This is a genomic window from Actinomyces sp. Z5 (genome assembly GCF_003287795.1).
Classification (GTDB): Bacteria; Actinomycetota; Actinomycetes; order Actinomycetales; family Actinomycetaceae; genus Actinomyces; species Actinomyces glycerinitolerans.
The window spans coordinates 17,633-34,829 of sequence record NZ_QMIN01000111.1 but is presented as its reverse complement, the minus strand read 5'-3'; the positions used below and the strand labels follow the sequence as shown (position 1 = coordinate 34,829).

Annotated in this window: 15 protein-coding genes and 1 tRNA gene; 6 read left to right on the top strand and 10 right to left on the bottom strand. The window is 68.6% G+C overall.

What is annotated here, in order from left to right; genetic code table 11:
* Nucleotides 1-287: 287 nt before the first annotated feature.
* From DRB06_RS15145 to DRB06_RS15135, 3 genes are all read right to left on the bottom strand, one after another.
* Nucleotides 288-361, bottom strand: a tRNA-Pro gene (locus DRB06_RS15145).
* A 129-nt stretch (nucleotides 362-490) separates the two neighbouring features.
* Nucleotides 491-1,456: a metallophosphoesterase gene (locus DRB06_RS15140; RefSeq protein ID WP_111820404.1), complete on the bottom strand. Its 966-nt coding sequence runs from the start codon at nucleotides 1,454-1,456 to the stop codon at nucleotides 491-493.
* A 1-nt stretch (nucleotide 1,457) separates the two neighbouring features.
* Nucleotides 1,458-3,653 carry a transglycosylase domain-containing protein gene (locus tag DRB06_RS15135; protein WP_108969980.1) on the bottom strand — a complete coding sequence of 732 codons (2,196 nt, stop codon included), beginning with the start codon at nucleotides 3,651-3,653 and terminating at the stop codon, nucleotides 1,458-1,460.
* A 255-nt stretch (nucleotides 3,654-3,908) separates the two neighbouring features.
* On the opposite strand from DRB06_RS15135, the gene DRB06_RS15130 reads away from it, so the two are divergent.
* Together DRB06_RS15130 and DRB06_RS15125 are read left to right on the top strand one after the other, a co-directional pair.
* The gene (locus tag DRB06_RS15130; protein ID WP_073331031.1) at nucleotides 3,909-4,232 is read left to right on the top strand and encodes a WhiB family transcriptional regulator; all 324 of its coding nucleotides are present in this window, start codon (nucleotides 3,909-3,911) and stop codon (nucleotides 4,230-4,232) included.
* A gap of 171 nt (nucleotides 4,233-4,403) precedes the next feature.
* Nucleotides 4,404-4,562 (top strand): DUF4177 domain-containing protein, encoded by a 159-nt coding sequence (locus DRB06_RS15125; protein ID WP_073331415.1) that lies wholly within the window; start codon nucleotides 4,404-4,406, stop codon nucleotides 4,560-4,562.
* A 160-nt stretch (nucleotides 4,563-4,722) separates the two neighbouring features.
* Here DRB06_RS15125 and DRB06_RS15120 read toward each other — a convergent pair whose 3' ends face one another.
* Nucleotides 4,723-5,400, bottom strand: a complete 678-nt coding sequence (locus tag DRB06_RS15120; RefSeq protein WP_073331028.1) for a Crp/Fnr family transcriptional regulator — start codon at nucleotides 5,398-5,400, stop codon at nucleotides 4,723-4,725.
* A 133-nt stretch (nucleotides 5,401-5,533) separates the two neighbouring features.
* Between DRB06_RS15120 and nth the strand changes: the two genes are divergently transcribed.
* Nucleotides 5,534-6,262: an endonuclease III gene (gene nth / locus DRB06_RS15115; RefSeq protein WP_395994456.1), complete on the top strand. Its 729-nt coding sequence runs from the start codon at nucleotides 5,534-5,536 to the stop codon at nucleotides 6,260-6,262.
* Here the strand turns inward: nth and DRB06_RS15110 are convergent.
* Complete coding sequence (locus DRB06_RS15110; RefSeq protein ID WP_111820403.1) at nucleotides 6,165-7,289, bottom strand: alpha/beta fold hydrolase; 1,125 nt, start codon at nucleotides 7,287-7,289, stop codon at nucleotides 6,165-6,167. The genes nth and DRB06_RS15110 overlap by 98 nt on opposite strands.
* A gap of 193 nt (nucleotides 7,290-7,482) precedes the next feature.
* Here DRB06_RS15110 and DRB06_RS15105 point away from each other — a divergent pair, with 193 nt between their 5' ends.
* Complete coding sequence (locus DRB06_RS15105; RefSeq protein ID WP_111820402.1) at nucleotides 7,483-7,851, top strand: class Ib ribonucleoside-diphosphate reductase assembly flavoprotein NrdI; 369 nt, start codon at nucleotides 7,483-7,485, stop codon at nucleotides 7,849-7,851.
* A gap of 913 nt (nucleotides 7,852-8,764) precedes the next feature.
* Here DRB06_RS15105 and DRB06_RS15100 read toward each other — a convergent pair.
* The 4 genes from DRB06_RS15100 to DRB06_RS15085 all read right to left on the bottom strand — a co-directional run bounded on the left by DRB06_RS15100 (nucleotide 8,765) and on the right by DRB06_RS15085 (nucleotide 12,033).
* Nucleotides 8,765-9,088 (bottom strand): branched-chain amino acid transporter permease, encoded by a 324-nt coding sequence (locus DRB06_RS15100; RefSeq protein WP_073331024.1) that lies wholly within the window; start codon nucleotides 9,086-9,088, stop codon nucleotides 8,765-8,767.
* Entirely contained in the window at nucleotides 9,088-9,798 is a 711-nt protein-coding gene (locus DRB06_RS15095; RefSeq protein ID WP_111820401.1) for an AzlC family ABC transporter permease, read from the bottom strand. Before DRB06_RS15095 ends, DRB06_RS15100 begins: the two co-directional genes overlap by 1 nt.
* 190 nt (nucleotides 9,799-9,988) lie before the next feature.
* Nucleotides 9,989-10,909 carry a hypothetical protein gene (locus DRB06_RS16760; RefSeq protein ID WP_234415937.1) on the bottom strand — a complete coding sequence of 307 codons (921 nt, stop codon included), beginning with the start codon at nucleotides 10,907-10,909 and terminating at the stop codon, nucleotides 9,989-9,991.
* A gap of 131 nt (nucleotides 10,910-11,040) precedes the next feature.
* Complete coding sequence (locus DRB06_RS15085; protein ID WP_258522292.1) at nucleotides 11,041-12,033, bottom strand: hypothetical protein; 993 nt, start codon at nucleotides 12,031-12,033, stop codon at nucleotides 11,041-11,043.
* A 152-nt stretch (nucleotides 12,034-12,185) separates the two neighbouring features.
* On the opposite strand from DRB06_RS15085, the gene DRB06_RS15080 reads away from it, so the two are divergent.
* Together DRB06_RS15080 and DRB06_RS15075 are read left to right on the top strand one after the other, a co-directional pair.
* A complete protein-coding gene (locus DRB06_RS15080; RefSeq protein WP_258522291.1) occupies nucleotides 12,186-13,886 on the top strand; it encodes an alpha/beta hydrolase in 1,701 nt (566 codons plus the stop codon).
* 102 nt (nucleotides 13,887-13,988) lie between these two features.
* Nucleotides 13,989-15,527: a hypothetical protein gene (locus DRB06_RS15075; protein ID WP_146750923.1), complete on the top strand. Its 1,539-nt coding sequence runs from the start codon at nucleotides 13,989-13,991 to the stop codon at nucleotides 15,525-15,527.
* Between the two features lie 209 nt (nucleotides 15,528-15,736).
* On the opposite strand, the gene DRB06_RS15070 is transcribed toward DRB06_RS15075, so the two are convergent.
* Nucleotides 15,737-17,101, bottom strand: a complete 1,365-nt coding sequence (locus tag DRB06_RS15070) for an LssY C-terminal domain-containing protein (protein ID WP_108969973.1) — start codon at nucleotides 17,099-17,101, stop codon at nucleotides 15,737-15,739.
* Nucleotides 17,102-17,197 lie beyond the last annotated feature (96 nt).

The window sequence follows — 17,197 nt, the reverse complement described above, 5'->3', positions numbered from 1 at the left end:
AAGGCTGGGCCGGACGAACCAGCTAGAACACCCCGACACGCCGGTCTAAAGCAACACGTTCGCGCCTATAACCCTCGCTCGCTGCTGCGAACGACGAACGGCCGCCGCCCGCCTGGGCAACGACCGTTTGTAGGGGTATTCGGCCTGGCGGCCTCTTACTCCCTCCTCTGCGAAGATCTCATGAGCAAGCTCATGGATCTTCTTATCGTCGGGGTATTCGGCCTGGCGGCCTTGTTACCCCTTCCTCCTCGGACGCCTCACGAGCAAGCTCGCGGGCGTCCTCGTCGTCGGGGTGGCGGGATTTGAACCCACGACCTCTTCGTCCCGAACGAAGCGCGCTACCAAACTGCGCCACACCCCGTGTGCGGCACGACTATAGCCGCCGTCGCGCCGGTGGGGGAAATCGTGTCTCTGAGGGGTCGGTCACCTGCCGGGCCACGGGAGAGCGAGATCACAGGTTCCGCGGCTGTCCTCTGACGGCGTCGGGGCCCTAGCCGGCGGGGCGCAGCGTCAGCAGCGTCGCCTCCGGGCGACAGGCCACGCGCACCGGCGTGTATGGGCTGGTGCCCAGGCCGGCGGACACATGCAGAAACATGGCGTCGGCCTCCCGGCCCTCGGGGTGGGCATCCGGCCAGTGGGACAGGCCCGAGGCGCGGCGGCGGTCCAGGTCGCAGTTGGTCACCAGCGCCCCGTAGCCGGGCAGGCACAACTGCCCGCCGTGGGTGTGCCCGGCGAAGGCCAGTTCCACGCCGTCTGCCACCATGGCGTCCAGAACCCGCCGGTAGGGGGCGTGCATCAGTCCCAACCGCAGCGGCCTGCCACTGCGGTCGAGGACCGGCTCACCGTCGTCGGCGCTCGGGACCACCAGGGCGGGTGGTGGGAAGGCGTCCCGATCCACATGTGGATCATCCACCCCGACCAGCTCGACACGGCGGCCACCGACGTCGAGGGCGCCGCGGGCATTGCTCAGATCGACCCAGCCGGCGCCCGTCTGCAGGTCGCGAACCTCCCGCCAGGGGAGGGGCTCGACGGCGGCCTCCTGCTCGGGGTCATCGCCCGAGCGCGGGTCGCGGCGCAGATAGCGAGTGGGCAGCTTGAACACCGTGGTGCGGTAGTCGTGGTCGCCCAAGACGAAGGCGCCCGGCAGGTGCGCGAAGGGCTCCAGGGCCCGGCTGAGCGGCTCCAGGCCGCTGGCGAAGGACAGGTTGTCGCCGGTGTTGACGACGACGTCGGGGTGGGCTTCCGCCAGGCCGCGCACCCAGGCCACACGTGCCTCGGTGTGATCGGTCAGGTGCAGGTCCGACAGGTGCAGGATCGTCAGCGGACGCTGGCCGGCCGCCAGCACGGGCACGTCCACCCGGCGCAGCACCGGCAGGCGAGCCTCGATCAGGGCATAGCCGAGCAAGCCGGCGCCGGCGGCCAGACCGCCGAGTACGGCGTTACGAGCCGCGGGCATATCAGTCCTCGTCGTCGGAGTCGTCGTCGCCGTCATGGGACCCGGCGGAGTTTTGCTGCGCCTGGCCGCCGTTGTTTGAGTTACTGGATGTTGGCGCACCGGCGCCCAGGCTCACCTGGTTGAAGGCCTCCACCGGCTCGCCGGCCAGGGCCGCGTCCATGTAGGTCTTGAACATGGGCGCTGGCAGGTCGGCACCGTACATGGTGGCGTAGTAGCGCCCGCCGATGTACTGGTGATTCATGGCGTAGTAGCCGTCGGAGTGGCCGGCCCAGATGGCGGTGGCCAGCTGCGGGGTGTAGCCGATGAACCAGGCGTTGTCCATCAAGTCGGTGGTGCCGGTCTTTCCGGCCGCCGGGCGCCCGCTCAGGGCGGCCCCAGGGCCGGTGCCCTTACTGGTCAGCACCGACTGGAGCGTGAGCGTCACCTGGTCCGCCGCGGTGGCGCTCATGACCTGGCTGCAACTGGCCGACGGAGTGCTCATCTCATTGCCGTCGGCGTCGATGATCGAGTCAATGGCGACGGGGGTGCAGTACACGCCGTGGGCGGCGAAGGTCGCATAGGCGTTGGCCATGGACACCGGGGTGGTCTCGGTGCCGCCGAGTACCACGGACGGGTAGGGGTCGACTGGATCCCCGTTGGCCTTGGTCACGCCCATGTCGGCCGCCAACTGGGTCACGGAGCACACGTCCATCTGCGCCAGCATCTCCGCATAGCCGACGTTGATCGACATGGCGGTGTCCTCAATCACCGTGTGTCGGCCATTCTCGCTGGGGTCGGCATTCTTGGGCGCCCAGGCCTCCGGATGGAGGTCAGGGTCGCAGGAGATGGTCCAGTCGGAGGAGTAGAAGGTGCGCGGGGTGGTGTTCGTAACCGTGTACCCGGAGCGCCCCTCCTGGTACCACTGGGCCAAGGCGAAGGTCTTGAAGGCCGACCCCGGCTGGAAACCATTCGACTCCATGCCGCCGTGCAGGTAATCCGCCGAATAGGAGATCTGGGTGGCGGTGGGGTCGGAGCCGGTGGCGTCGCCGTAGTTGGTGTTCTGCGCCATGGCCAGGATCCGGCCGGTGCCCGGCTCGATCGACACCAGGGCGGACTTGACGTTCGACGGGTCGCCGGTGGGCACGTAGGCCTGGATCGTGTCGTTGGCGTTCTTCTGCTTGGCGGGGTCCAGCGTGGTGGTGATCTCCAGGCCGCCGCGCAGCAACAGTTGGCGTCGTTCGGCCTCGGTGTCGCCGAAGATGTCCGAGTTCTCGATCTCCCCGACCACGTACTCACAGAAGTAGGCTGCCGAGCCTGCGGCCCCACAGCCTCCCACGGAGTCGGTGACGTTGAGCATGTCGGCGATCTGGGTGTCCAGACCCGCCTGGTACTCGTCGGCGGTGATGAACTCCTCCTCGTACATCTTCTGCAGCACCCAGTCCATGCGGCTCTTGGCCTTGTCCGGGTACTGGACCGGGTCGTAGGCGCCGGGGGCATTGGTCAAGCCGGCCAGCAGTGCCGACTCCGCGATCGACAGGTCCTTGGCCGAATGGGAGAAGTAGTGCTGCGCGGATGCCTCGACCCCGTAGGTGGACGGGCCGAAGGAGGCGATGTTGAGGTAGCCCTCGAGGATCTGCTGCTTGGAGTACTTCTGCTCCAGGGTGAGCGCGTACTTGATTTCTCGCAGCTTGCGGGCCGCGGTCGGCGCCTTGGCGGCGGCGATGGCGGCGTCGTCGTCGTTCTGCAGCCCCGCCTCGACCAGGACGTTGCGGACGTACTGCTGGGTGAGCGTGGAGGCGCCCTGTGAGCCGCCGTTGGCGTTGGAGACCACGGCGCGGACAATGCCGGCCGGGTCGACGCCCTTGTGCTGGTAGAAGCGCTGGTCCTCAACCGCCACGATGGCGTTCTGCATGCTCGGGGCGATGTCGTCCAGGGAGACGACGATGCGGTTCTCGGCGTAGAACTGGGCGATCTGGCTGCCGTCGGAGGCCTTGATCACCGAGACCTGGCTGGGCTCGAGGACGTTGAAGTCGTCGGGCAGCTCGTCGAAGAGCTGGGCGGAGGCGTTGGTGATTGCGGAGGCGACGCCGACGGCGGGCATGGCGAAGCCCGCCGCCAGTACTCCGCCTGCGCCGGACAGCAGCAGGAAGACCAGCAGCATCGCCACGACCTGGGCAGGGGACGATAAGGACCTGCCGCGGGAGGAAGACTTCGACATGGTGCCCACACTACGGCGAAATGGCGTGTTTGTGCACCGGGCTACGACGAACAGCGGCTGGAAAACGCCTTGGAGGCGCCGGTGCGTGGTGGTCGTGGTGTGGTCGACGGCCGCATGGTGGGGAGTGCGGGGGTGCTTGGTCGGCGCACGAGCCCTTGTGCGGATGCCAATTTGGCAAATGACCATCGGTTGGCATACCGTCTACGTGTGATCCGGCCGACATTGTAGTCGACCGCAGCGGTAGGGGAGTGAGAAATGACGAGCGACCAGACTTGGGCGGCCCGTGCGGCCTGCGCAAGCGTCCAGCCCGACCGGCTGTTCGGCAAGGGGGCGGAGCAGCGCGACGCCCGTTCGCTGTGCTTCACCTGCCCGGTACGCATGGAGTGCCTGGCGGAGGCCCTGGACTCGGAGTTGAGCTTCGGCGTCTGGGGAGGGCTCACCGAGCGTGAACGTCGAGCGCTGCTGCGGCGGTTCCCGGAGGTCACCGACTGGAGCGAGTGGCTGCGCCGCGAGGACGACGAACTGGTCGCCGAGATTCATGCCCGACGCGCTCCCCGCATCCTCGCGCGCGTGCGGTGACCGGCGCCGGTGTTGGGCCCGCGGTAACTGGGTCCGCAGCGCGCCCGTGTGTGCTCGTTGCTTTGCGGGGCGGAATGCGCGGCCACGCCGCCGCTGGGCTTTCGGCTGTGCTTCTTGCCCCATAGGCTTTAGGTCATGACCGACGCAACAAGCAACAGCAATGCCCCGGGAATTACCCGGTGGGAGTACGCCACCGTGCCCCTGCTCGTCCACGCCACCAAGCAGATCCTCGACCAGTGGGGCGCCGACGGCTGGGAGCTCGTGCAGGTGGTTCCCGGCCCGACCGGCTCGGACAACCTGGTCGCCTATTTGAAGCGGCCACTGGCCTGAGACGTGGTTGCGGTCGGCGGTCCGGGTAACCGCGGTCGGCCGGACCGCCGACCAGTTCGAGCGGCCGCGCCAGCAGCAACGAACGCCGAAACCGGCACGTCATTCGTGCCGGTTTCGGCGTTTTATCCGCGCCGAGCTTGCGGCGAAGGAGATGCGGGCGTCAGCGGGCGCGACGACGCAGGCGGTCGACGTCGAGCAGAGTGACGGCGCGCCCTTCCAGACGGATCCAGCCGCGGGAGACGAACTCCGCCAGCGACTTGTTGACCGTCTCGCGGGAGGCGCCGACCAGCTGGGCGAGCTCCTCCTGGGTGAGGTCGTGCGGCACGTGCACCCCGTCCTCCGTGGTGGAGCCGAAGCGGTCGGCGAGGTCCAGCAGGGCCTTGGCGACGCGGCCGGGCACATCGGAGAAGACCAGGTCGGCCAGGGCCGTGTTGGTACGGCGCAGCCGCTGGGCCAGGGCGCGCAGCATGTCCTTGGCCAGAGTGGGGTGCGTCTCGATGAAGCTCATCAGCTGGGTGTGCTCCAGCGCCAACAGGTCGGTGGGGGCGACCGCGGTGGCCGTGGTGGAGCGCGGGCCCGGATCGAACAGGGTCAGTTCGCCGACGACCTCGCCGGGGCCGAGCACCGCGAGCAGGTTCTCCCGCCCGTCGGCGGAGGCGTGGCCGAGCTTGATCTTGCCGGATAGGAGGATGTACAGGCGGTCGCCCGGGTCACCCTCGTTGAAGAGGATCTCGCCGCGGCGCAGGGTGGTCTGCGTCATCATGTTGCGCAGCTCTTCCCGCTCCTCCGGATTCATCCCCTCAAACAGTGGGATCTTGGAGATGATGCTGTCTTCCACGAGGGTCCTCCTGTGGTGTGTAGTAGGGCGGGCCCGGGAACGAGCGGGGCCTCTTACGTCATATCCTAGCCACGGCTTGTGACCTGTGGCACGCCGACGAGCATTGTAGTCTCACTGTGTGCCAGGTCAAATCATCGAGTCATCGGCCACGTCGACGGGTCCGGGCGGGTCGACCCCTAGCCCGGGCGCGCCGGTTCCCACCCCGGGTGAGCCAGACGCCCCGAGTGACGCGGCCGCCCGGCGGGCCGCCGCCGTCGACGACGTCCTGATCGGCCTGTACCCGGACGCCCGCTGCACCCTGGACCACGACAGCCCCTTTCAGCTGCTGGTGGCGACGGTCCTGTCCGCCCAGACCACCGACGCCCGCGTCAACACCATCACCCCGGAACTGTTCGCCCGCTACCCGGATGCGGTCGCGCTCGCCGGCGCGGACCGGGTCGACCTGGAGGCGCGGCTGCGGCCCTTGGGCATGCACCACACCCGTGCGGCCCGACTGATCGCGCTGGGTGCCGAGCTGGTAGCCGCTCACGGCGGCGCGGTGCCCGCGGACCGGAAGGCGTTGGTGGCCCTGCCCGGAGTGGGGCGCAAGACCGCCAACGTGGTGCTCGGCGACGCCTTCGGCGTGCCCGCGATCACCGTGGACACGCATGTGGGCCGCCTATCGCGCCGCCTGGGCTGGACGACGGCGCGCGATCCGCTCGCCGTCGAACGCGATCTTGCCGCCCTGTGGGAACCGGCGCGGTGGACGGGCGGGTGTCACCGGCTCATTGAGCACGGGAGGACGGTGTGCCGCGCCCGCGCTCCCCGCTGCGAGGCGTGCGCGCTGAACGCCGCCGGGCTATGCCCCCGGGTGGGCGTATGAACGACGTCCTGCGGCGCGCGCCGGTCCGCTGCCTACGGATGGAGGAGTGCACCTGGGACTGGGCCTGTCGGGGCGGGGCCGCCAGCTCGGTGAGGAAGGGCAGCAGCACGTCAACCAGCCGCTCGGGTGCCTCCTCCTGCGGGAAGTGCCCGACGCCGCGGATGGTCACCTGCTGCAGGACGCCGACCACATGGTGGGTGTCGCGGGCGTGGGCCCGGGCGGGCTGCACCGGGTCGAACTCGCCCTGCACGGACAACACCGGCACCGTCGTCGGCCGGTTCAGCGCCTGCACCTCGGCGCGCGTGAGGGTGGAGCGGCGGGTGCTCTCCAGTGCGGAATGCGCCGCGCCCGGGCGCGCCAGCAGTGCGGCGTAATACTCGGCGCCCTCGGTGACCAGCGGGCGCGTGGCCGGGGCCGCCCAGGAGCGCAGCAGCCGCTCGACGCCCGCCGTCGTCCGCAGGCTGCGTTCGGGCAGCAGGGGGACGTTGAAGAACAGGTGCTGCACCGTGGAGCCCATGACGGTGCGCATGGGCAGGGAGCGCACGGCCAGAGGATGCGGCGCCCCAATCGGCACCAGCCCCACCGTCAGCTCTGGTTCCAGGCTGGCCAGCGTCCAGCCGACCTGCCCGCCGAGCCCGGCGCCGACGATGATCGCGTGGTCGTGCCCGAGCGCGCGCACCACGGCGGCGACGTCGCGAGCGAGAGTGACCAGGTCGTATCCCGACGGCGGGCGGTCGGAGCCGCCGAAGCCGCGCAGGTCGACGGCGATCACGCGGTGGCCTGCGTCCGCCAGCGCCGGGATCACATGTCGCCACGTCCACCAGCACTCGGGGAAGCCGTGCAGCAGCAGGACCGGGTGTCCGGCCGGCGCGGCCGTCTCGGGGTTGCGTGCCGCCGGTGAGGCCGGGGGCGGGACGGCGGAGGCCAGCGGAGCCTCGGGGCCGGCCAGGACGACGTGGAAACGAGTACCGCCTGCGGTGACGTGGCGGTGGGTCCACGGTCCGGGACGAGTCACGGTGGCTTGCACAGCGGCAGCCTACTGGTACTGGCAGGACATCCACGCCGAGGTCGGTAGAAGTCACGTGCCGAGGTCGGTCGATATGGCGCCGCTCGTGCCCTGCCGGCCGAGGCGCACTCGACGGTTGCGTGCCATCAGCCCCAGATGTAGCGTTAGCGCACCCTTCGTATGGCTTATCGGTTGAAGAGGAATGTGAAGCGAAATGGCTCCCAAAATCGTGTACGCGTCCAAGACCGGCAATGTGCAGACCGTGGTCGAGCAGCTCGGATTGCTTCCCGAGGCCGTCAAGATCGTGGACGGGACCGAGCATGTGGACGGCGACTTCGTCCTGTTCACCTACACCGTCGGCAAGGGGCAGATTCCCAAGCCGGTGCGGGCATTCCTCGAGTCGAATCCGGGAGTCGTGGCGGTTGTGGGCAGCGGTAGCACGGCCAAGAGTCACATCGACACGTTCAACTTCGCGGCGAAGCGCGTGAGTGAAACCTATGGGGTGCCGGTCATTGCCAAGTTGGATGGCGTGGGCACGAGCGAGGATCTCGAGGTAATCCGCGCTGGTCTGGCGGCGCTCTAGCCCGCGGTACGTCCCGGGGTCGGCGCGCACACGTCACCGGCTCTTCTGGTTTGTGGGTGCGGCGGGTGCCTGGTGGAGGTCGCTCGCTTGGTGGGTTGGTGTTGTGTGGCCGGGCGCCCGCCGCCGCGGGGGCGGAGTGATGCTCCTATGGTTGTCAAAATTGATGACAAACACCGCCCACGGCCGCGGGAGTCGATCTGACAGGCGCATGATTCCAACGTTTTGTTCGCGGCCGCTGCCGCCTCCTACCTCGTTTGTCATAGATCTGGACACTTCGGGCCGCCACGCACGCGACTCGGCGCCAACAGAGAGCCACCGACAGCCGGGCCCGCGCCATTCCCGGGCCCCCTACTTGGACCGCGATTCTGCGGTTGGACCGCCTGAGAGTGCGTCTGGGGCGGTCCAAGCGCAGCCAGGCGGTCCAAGCGCAGCCAGACGGTCCAAGTAGAACCCGGTGCGGGGCGGCCGACCGAACCGCAAACAGGCGCACACCCCAGGCGCCACCCCCAACCCCCGCCTCCACACCCGCAAACCGGAAGAGCCCGCAATCCCCGGCCGGCGGTGGTTCGTAGGACGGGCGTGATGTCGATTTCCGACCTTGGGGTACGATTCACGACCACCCCGGGGTCTTAAACCACCCCCCAAGGTCGGAAACCAGCACATCGCGCCTGAGCTTGAGGGTGCGGCCGCCCAGAACAACGCTACGGAGACCATCCTCGGGCACGGCAGGCCGCGCGCGGGCGCGGGAGAGGTCGTCCTCGAGCCGACCAGAACACACCACCAGCACACCCAAACACCAAGAGCCACCAATACCGAGGGCCGACCTGCGCCCGCGCGAGGGCCGATCCATCCCCGGGCGAGGTTCATGCTGTGCTCGCGGAGCGCTCGGCTGGTGGCCGCGGAGCGAAGTGGTTCAGGCCATCAGTAGCGAGGCCGCCACGTAGACGGCGGTACCCCCGACCAGGGACAGGCCCATCGCATGGCGCCACAGGTGCAGTCCGGCAGTAGTGCCGATACCGACGACGGCGGGCAGCCAGGTGGCCGGGGAGGTGGTCACGCCGTCGAGCGTGTAGGCCACCAGCACGATCATGACGCCCAGTGGCATGGCGTCGCCGAGGAAGGTCAGCAAAGGTACGCGGCCGCGGCCGCGCAGGAGCACGAAGGGCGCGATACGGCAGGCGAAGGTGATCGCCGCCACCACCACGACGGTCAGCGCCAGCTGGGAGTTGGTCAGCATCAGCGCGCCTCCTCGCCGGCGGTCCGGGCGGCGCGTTGCCGCCAGGTGTACAGCGCGATCAGTGCGACGGCGAGAGTACCCAGGGCGCTGAGCAGGGCCGCCGATCCGCCCACCGCCAGTCCGACTGCGCCGGCCACGAACCCGATCAGCAGCACCGCCAGGTCCGGGTGGGAACGCCAGTTTTCAATCGCCAGGACCACGAACAGCGCCGTCAGCACGAAGCCGAGCAGTTCCACCCGCTCCCCGACCAGGGCAGCCAGACCCGTACCCGCAAGCGCCCCCGCCGTGGTGCCGAAGATCCACGCGCAGTGGCTCATGACCTCGACGGTGACGATGTAGCGCCCGCTCATCGCCGTCCGCTCCCGCGAGGCCAACAGGGCGTACACCTCGTCGGTGATGGCATGGATCGCATACAGGCGGGTGACCAGGCGGCCGCGCACCCGGTCCAGGGGAAAACCCAGTCCGTAGAAGACGTGCCTGCCGGAAACGAACAGTGTGGAGGCGGCGATCGCCGCCAGCGGCTCCCCGGTACCGGCCAGCGGCACCAACAGCATCTGCATGGTGCCCGAGTAGATGAGCACGCTCCAAAGCGGCGCCCACCACCAGTTCAGGCCCTCGGCGACCAGTAGCAGGCCGGCCGCCAGGCCAAGCGTGATGTAGCCGATTACGACCGGCACGGCGTCGCGGGCGGCGTCGCGCCTCGTCACCATCGGCAGCGACGCCGGGCGGGACGCGGACGCCGGGCGCGGGCCGGTGGGGGAGGTACGGGGAGCGGGCACCGGCCCAGGCTAGGCCGCCGACGGGCGCGGGAGCGCCGTTGGTTTCATGGTGAGACCGCGCCGCTGTTCGGGGCCGACCTGCCTGTGGGCGGCACCGCTGCGGGACGCATCGGTGTTGGGGTCAGTCGTTGTGACGGCCGCGATCGATGATCTCCTGCTCGCGGCGACCCGCACGGCGGGCGTTGTGCGAGACCACGCCAACCATGATCATGAACATACCGAAGGCAACGAACTTGCCGCTGACGGCGTCCGCCCAGAAGTAGCTGGACAGGGAGGCGCCCAGGTTCGAATGTGCCGTGAGTCGGTCCAGTAACGGCCCGATCGAGCCGTTCATCGCCGTCGGTGCCACCAGGAACGGCACCCCGACCAGCAGCGAGACCACGCCGACGACGAAGGATCCCAGGCTGGAGCGGCTCGCCGTCCACAGGGCGATGGCGAGCACGACGGCGCCCGCACCCAACTCCAGCAGCGCGCGCACCGGCGTGCCGAAGCTCAGCGGGGTGGCGCCGTCGACCGCGGCGGCGGCCCCGTCGTGGAAGAGGTACCAGGCCAGGGGAAGGGCTACCACCCAGACCAGCACGCCGGCCCAGTGGGCGGCTGCGCGGGACTTCGGGCGGCCGACGACGCTGGAGCCGTCCAGCAGGATGTCGTCCTCCGTGCGTGCCTTGGGGGCGCGCGGCTCGGGTTGCTCTGCGGCGGGGCTGGCGTCTGCCTGGGTGTCGGGCGGTAGGTCCGCGGTGTCCTGTGAGGCGAGCGGCGGTTGAGCCGCCGGGGCCGGGGCGGGGTCCGGTGGGAACAGGGTGGAGGTGGTCTTCTCCTCCGGCGTGCTGGAGGCGGCGGGGATGGCGTCCGCGGAGGCGGCGGGGGTGGCCGCGAGATCGGCAGCGCTGGGCTCGGGCTCGGTGGTGTTCGGTGCGTCGGGCGTAGGTCCGTCGGCCGCGGCGTCGCCCGGCGCGGATGCGCGGGCCCAGGCCGTGGATTCGAGATCGGAAGCGGTGGCCTGATCCTCGGGGTCGTTCCCGGCGGTGGTGTCGGTGCTCATCGTGACCTCCTTTTCCGCCCACGGTAATGGTCGGGTACCCGCCCGCGGGGAGGCGTGCCGGGCGGGGGCCGAAAGTCGACCGAGTTGGCAGGTGGGACGGCGTCGGCGGAGGTCGGGCCTGCTGCGGCGCCTTACACGTGCGGCGGTGTCTCGCGGGAGTGCAGCTCGGCGAGTTCGCCCGCCCGCCCTCGGCGCCGGGCCAGGTGCGCGCCCCACCCGACCGTGACCAGCACCGTGCCCGCCAGCAGCAGGCTGATACCGGTCGGGTCGTGGGGAAGCAGCCGGGCCAGCAGCCCGGCACCAGGCAGCTGCGGCCACACCTGCGCCAGCATTGCGGGCAGAGAGAACAATGCCAGCAGCGCCCCGGTGACGCGGGCCCCCAGGGTCGATCGCCCGGTCAAGGTTGTCCCCAGGGCCAGCAGCACCAGTGCCAGTGCGGGCTCGAGCAGGGCGCCTCCGAGCGACGCCCCCGGGGACACCAGGGGCGCATACCCGACCGCGAGCAGGGCCAGGCCGGCTCCCACCGCCACTGCCGTAAGCGGGAAGGAGATCACGTGGTCGCGCCGCCGCGAAGGCGGGGCCGCCGGGGTGACCCCCAGTTTCCGATCGCTTGCACCAAGCCTTACCGATAGGCGTGCCTCCGCGCGCCCCGCGCGGCGGGCCCGGCGCATCCCCCAGGAACCGCCCAGCAGCAGTCCCGCGACGATGAGCACGGCGCCGGTGGGGATCAGGGAGCGGGCCCACTCGAAGGGTGCGGCGGCGGCGCGCTCGAGGCTGAGCAGGATGATTGCCTGCGCCACCAGCGCGACCACACCGCCGACCAGACCGCCCAAAGAGGAACGCACCGCGAACAGCCACTGCGCCAGGGCGGACAGCAGCAGCGTGAGCAGCCCGAGCACGATCATGCGCAGCAGCTGGCCGGCGGTGGAGGCCTGGGCGGTCGCACCAGCCAGGGCGAGCGTCAGCGGCGGCAACACCACGCCGACGGCGGCGGTCAGCAGGTAGTCGCCGCGGCGCGAGCGCGGCGCCTGGCGGACGCTGTCGGGATCGGGGTCAGGGGCCGACGGCGTGGGGACGGCTCGCCCCGATGACGCCGTCGCGGGGGAGGACTTGTCTTGCGCCACAACCGGATTCTAGACGATTGGCGGTTGGCCGTGCTCGGCGTCGTCCGCTGGCTGAGGTGTAGGGGTCTCCTCCTGTGGCATGACCGTGGCCGACGGGGCAATCGGTCGGCGGGGGGATTCGGACGGTGTCGGAGATGTTTACATTCCCGTTCATGAGAACGAAAATGATTCACAATAAGGTTGCTGCTCCGCTTGCGGTAGCGGCAGTCGCATGCCTGGCATTGTCTGCGTGTACCGCAGTCAGCGACAACCGCAGCGGCTCGACGGCGTCGGGCGGTACGACATCCGCCATCCCGGTGGATGCGCAGAGCGCTCCGCCGGTACCCGCAGGCCTGGAGACCTTCTACAATCAGAAGCTCGACTGGAAGGAATGCGACGACGACGCCTCTTTCCAGTGCGCCACGGCGAAGGTTCCGCTGAACTACGACGAGCCCTCGGGTAAGACCATCGACTTGGCGTTGAAGAAGCTCCCCTCCACGTCGGGCAAGCCGATCGGTACGCTGCTGACCAATCCCGGAGGACCCGGTGGGAGCGGCCTGGAATATGTCTCGCAGGAGGGAGTCTTCTCCGATGCGCTGCGAGCGGGCTATGACATCCTCGGTTTCGACCCGCGTGGGGTGGGTGAGTCCACACCCCTGACCTGCCTGAGCCCCCAGGAGATGAATGAGGTGGCCGAGGCCACATTGCAGCAGAAGAGTTCCGGAGCCACCGGCGAGCAGCAGGACAATGATGCCGCCGATCCGCGGCAGGGCTCAACGCCGGTGGACTTTGAGGAGGAGACCGCCGAGAGCACCGAGCAAACTGCGGCCGAACTGGCCGCCAGGTGCAAGCAGTACTCGCCTGAACCCGATCTGATCGACCACATGGACACCGCCTCGGTGGCGCGTGACATGGATGTGCTGCGGGCGCTATCGGGTGATGCGCGCCTGCACTACTTGGGAACCTCTTACGGGACCTACCTGGGAGCGCGCTACGCGGAGATGTTCCCCGCGAACGTGGGCCGGATGGTGCTGGACAGCGCGCAGGACCCCTCACAGGAGAATGCGGACAACGTGGTGCAGCAGGCGGAGGCCATTGAGAAGAGCCTGCGCGCCTACGTCGAACACTGCCAGGCGGGAGAGGACTGCCCACTGACCGGGGATGTCGACTCCGGCGTCGAGCAGATCAGGCAACTCATTGAGAAGGCCAACACCACGCCGCTGCCGTCCACTCTGGGCGACTCCGTAGACGGGGCGACGCTCACGAAGACCCTGATCGACATGATGTATGACAACAGTGCATGGGACCTTCTGACCGCGGCGCTCAGCCAAGCGATCAAGAACAATGACGGTACGGCCCTCGCCGTGCTGACCAATCCGTCACTGGTGGACGATGAGACGGACCCGCAGGAGCTGGCTGAGAAGGAGGCCCGCGAGGCGGCCAATGAGAACGCCATCAGCGCCATCGACTGCCTCGACTACCCGGTCCGTGGAGACGAGTCCGAGTGGGACGAGCAGGCGGCCAGAATCCAGGAGGTGGCGCCCACGCTCGGCACGGGGCTGACCTACCCCGACGCGTTCTGCAAGGGCTGGGGACACCACACCGATAACCAGCCGGGTGAGATCCGTGCCACGGGTGCGGCACCGATCCTCGTCGTCGGCATCACCGGAGACCCCGCCACCCCGTACCAGTGGGCCAAGGATCTGGCCGCCCAGCTGGACTCTGCCCGCCTGCTGACCGTCGAGGGCAACGGTCACGGCGCCTATAAGCGCAAGGGTGACTGCGTGGACAACACCATCGACAACTACCTGCTGCGTGGCGAGTTGCCGGAGAAGGACTTGACCTGCAAGGAGGAGATTGAGCAGTACTACTGAACCCGGGCGGGGCGGGTCGGTTGAACGGACCCGCCCAACCACCGCTGTGCAATGTTCAGAAAACCATAGAAGTTGAACCGATCGTTGAAAGTGAAGCATCTGATGACTGAGTCCAGTCCAACCTCCTTCTCACTCACGCGCCGCTCTGCCGTAGCGGCTATCGGGGCCGCGCTCCTGCTGCCATTGGCGGCTTGCGCGGGTGGCAATGACTCGCAGAGCAAGAGCCCGGCGTCCACATCGCCGACCCCCGAGTCCCCCACGGGGGCGCAGGACCCGCTAGGCAGTCTGGCCGGTGGGCCGTCGTTGTCCGATGAGCAGTACGAGACCGTGGTCGAGGGGGTGTCCGCCTGGGTGACCCGTATCTGGCCGATCATGGGGCCGGTGTGGCCGGGGGTCGATTACACCAGGCATCGGATCGTGGCCATGCAGGTCGACGAGCAGTTCAAGGTGAAACGTGCGTGGGCGATCTCGGTTGACGGTCAACGGGAACTCAAGGCCGACGAGTACGCGAGCATTGAGGTGCCCACCTCCTACGGCAAGGTCACCTTCGAGGACCAGCCGTCCATCACCCTCAACCTCGGTCAGGCAGCCACGGTGGGGGTTAGCGGCAGAGAGGGCGGTGGGGCCGCCGCGGGTATGAACTCCACGCCGTCCGTGACCGCCACCGGCGCCTCGGAGCCCGTCGCGGATCTGAAGGATCCGGCCACCTACGCCTTCGCGCTCATGACCCACGAGCTGGTCCACTTCTACTATCAGGGCGAGATCAATGTGACCGCCTCCAGCAGCAGGGACACCCCCTACCCGTACCAGGCGCAGCCCCGCACCCTGCGGCGCATGATGCTGCACCGCTTGCGCCAGGCGGCAACGGATGCGGACAAGCGGTCCGAGCACTTGGGGCACGCCCGCTACTGGATGGACACCTGGAAGTCGGAGTTCGCGGGCGAGGCCGAGGACATCCATCAGTACGACATCGTTGAGGGCACTGCCCGGTACGTGGAGTACATGGCGCTGTCCATCCAGGAGAATCAGTCCCCTGAGCAGCTTCAGACCCGGCAGGCGGCGCTGCTGAAGGAGGAACCGCTGGACGTATCGGTCGACGTGGAGTCCTATGCATTCGGATTCATCACCGGGGTGCTGCTGGACGCGGTCAAGCCCGACTGGAAGAACGGCTTCTACACCAGTGGCAAGACGCTCACGGAGATGCTCCTGGAGGACGTGGCCCCCGTTCCGGAGGAGGTGGACCCCGAGGTCGGTGGTCAGGTTGACGAGGCGATCAAGGAGGCCGACCAGTACGTTGCACCGGACATCAAGAAGATCGACGACGCCGAGGCGGATACTTCGGTGGCCTACCTGCACCTGCCCAAGTTGGATGAGATCGGTTACGGCGGTTCCTTCGTCTACAAGGACAAGGTGGTGCTGACCACCACCATTCTGGTCCTGAATGGTGAGGGGCAGAATCTTCAGGTGCTGGGAGTGCCGACCTTCACCGGCGCTGACAAGGAATCGCTGAATATCCCCTTGATCAACGCGCCGCACAGCTACGCCGACGGCGTGCTCACGGTCACGGGTGATGAGATCACCGGAACCATCAAGGCCGAGAAGACCACCGAGAACGGCAGGGAGGTGTTTGTCGCCAAATAACTCTTGGTGGGGAGCAATACGGCCCGCGTCGCCCAGAAGCGGGGCGCGTATAGGGGGGCGGCCGACGGTAAACAGCGGATGAGCATGGGACACGGTGACGGGTAAGTCCGCACCAGAACACCTCGCACCGACCGCCGCCGCGGCGGTCGGCCAGCAGGACCGAGTGTGGCGACCGGAGCGACATAGCTCCTCCAGGGTCCATTCGAGGTTCATTCAGCCCGTGCCCGCAGCCGTTCGGCTTTGTGCTCCCGCTCCCAGCGGGGAATGGGTCTGGCCGTCATCGCCAGCAGCGCCAGCACTCCCAGCGCCGCCGCGACGATCGGCCCCCAACTCGCCTGGCGAATCCCGACCCCGGAGATCTCGGTCATGAGCGAACCGAGGCTCAGACCCAGCACCACCATCAGGGCGATGCGGGCACGGGGATGCCCGAGCCAGACCGCCACCGCCAGCCCCAGGATCAGGGCCGTCATCACCGCGGTGGTTACCGTCGCCGTCGCCACGACCAGTCGATGGGTGTCGGCGACGCCACTCCCATCCAGTTCACGAGCAATGTCGTCGATGGCCGCACCGCCGAACAGCCTCAGCGCATTGGCACAAAGAAGCGACACCACCAGCACCATGGCCACAATCAGCTCCGGCGGCCGCCGACGGCGCACCTCGGCCTCAGTCCTGCGTGCCCGTTGCAATTCGCCACCGGAGTCGGGTACCAGGCGATCCAGGTTCAGCACGTACAGATCGCCGTCGGTGACGATCCGGTCGCCACCGCCGTTGCGGTGGTGGTAGGCGGTGAAGAAGTCCGGCCATATCTCCAGCGAGGCGGCATCATTGGCCCAGCGGACGTCGTCGACCACATAGTCGCGCTCGACGTCGATGTCGGCGTCGATCTTGTGCGTCACCTGGAAGGTGAGGGTGGACAGCCCCACGGAGCGGTCGTAGGTCGCACCGGCCAGCCAGTCCACGCGGCGGCCGCCGGGCATGACCCAGCCCTCGGGCACACGCCAGAACCGGATGTGATGCCGCTGGGCCGGGTTGCCCTCCACCTCCTTCTGGTAGGCGAAGTCCTGCTTGTGCCCGAACAGCAGTAGGTCGGAGACCGGTGCGGCCGGGTAGGAGCGGCGCAGCAGCGAGGAGACGACGATCCCCCATGCCGAGCGCAGCGTGATGGGGTCGGCGCGCACCCAGCCGGCCTTCGTCATTGCGGCATGGATGTCCTCCTCGTCGCCTAGCACGGCGAGGTTGACCGGATCGCCCAGCAGACCGTCGGCGGTACGGGTGCGGCCGATGAAGTAGTCGGGCACGTACAACCAGGTGAGTATCTGATGCAGGCGGGGCAGCGCCAGATAGGACAGCACCGCCCAGAACAGCACGATGTTGACTATCGCCCCCGGGCTCAGGTGGGTGCCCGAACCGAGCAGCAGCCATGCCAGCCAGAGCGTGGCCAGCGCGGCGACGGCGAAGAAGACGGCGTCCAGGACGTCGTCGAGGCCCCAGTCACGGGCGCCGGCGGCCAGCACCTTGTCCGATCCCGCCGAGTAGACGGGCGGGGAATCAGGACGGGGGCGAGTGCGCACCATCGGTGCGGCGGCGCCGCTGCGGTCGGCCTGGGCCGGTAACGCGCGAGCATTTCGTTCACCGGTCATGTCCCGCACAGTACCGGACCTATGACATCA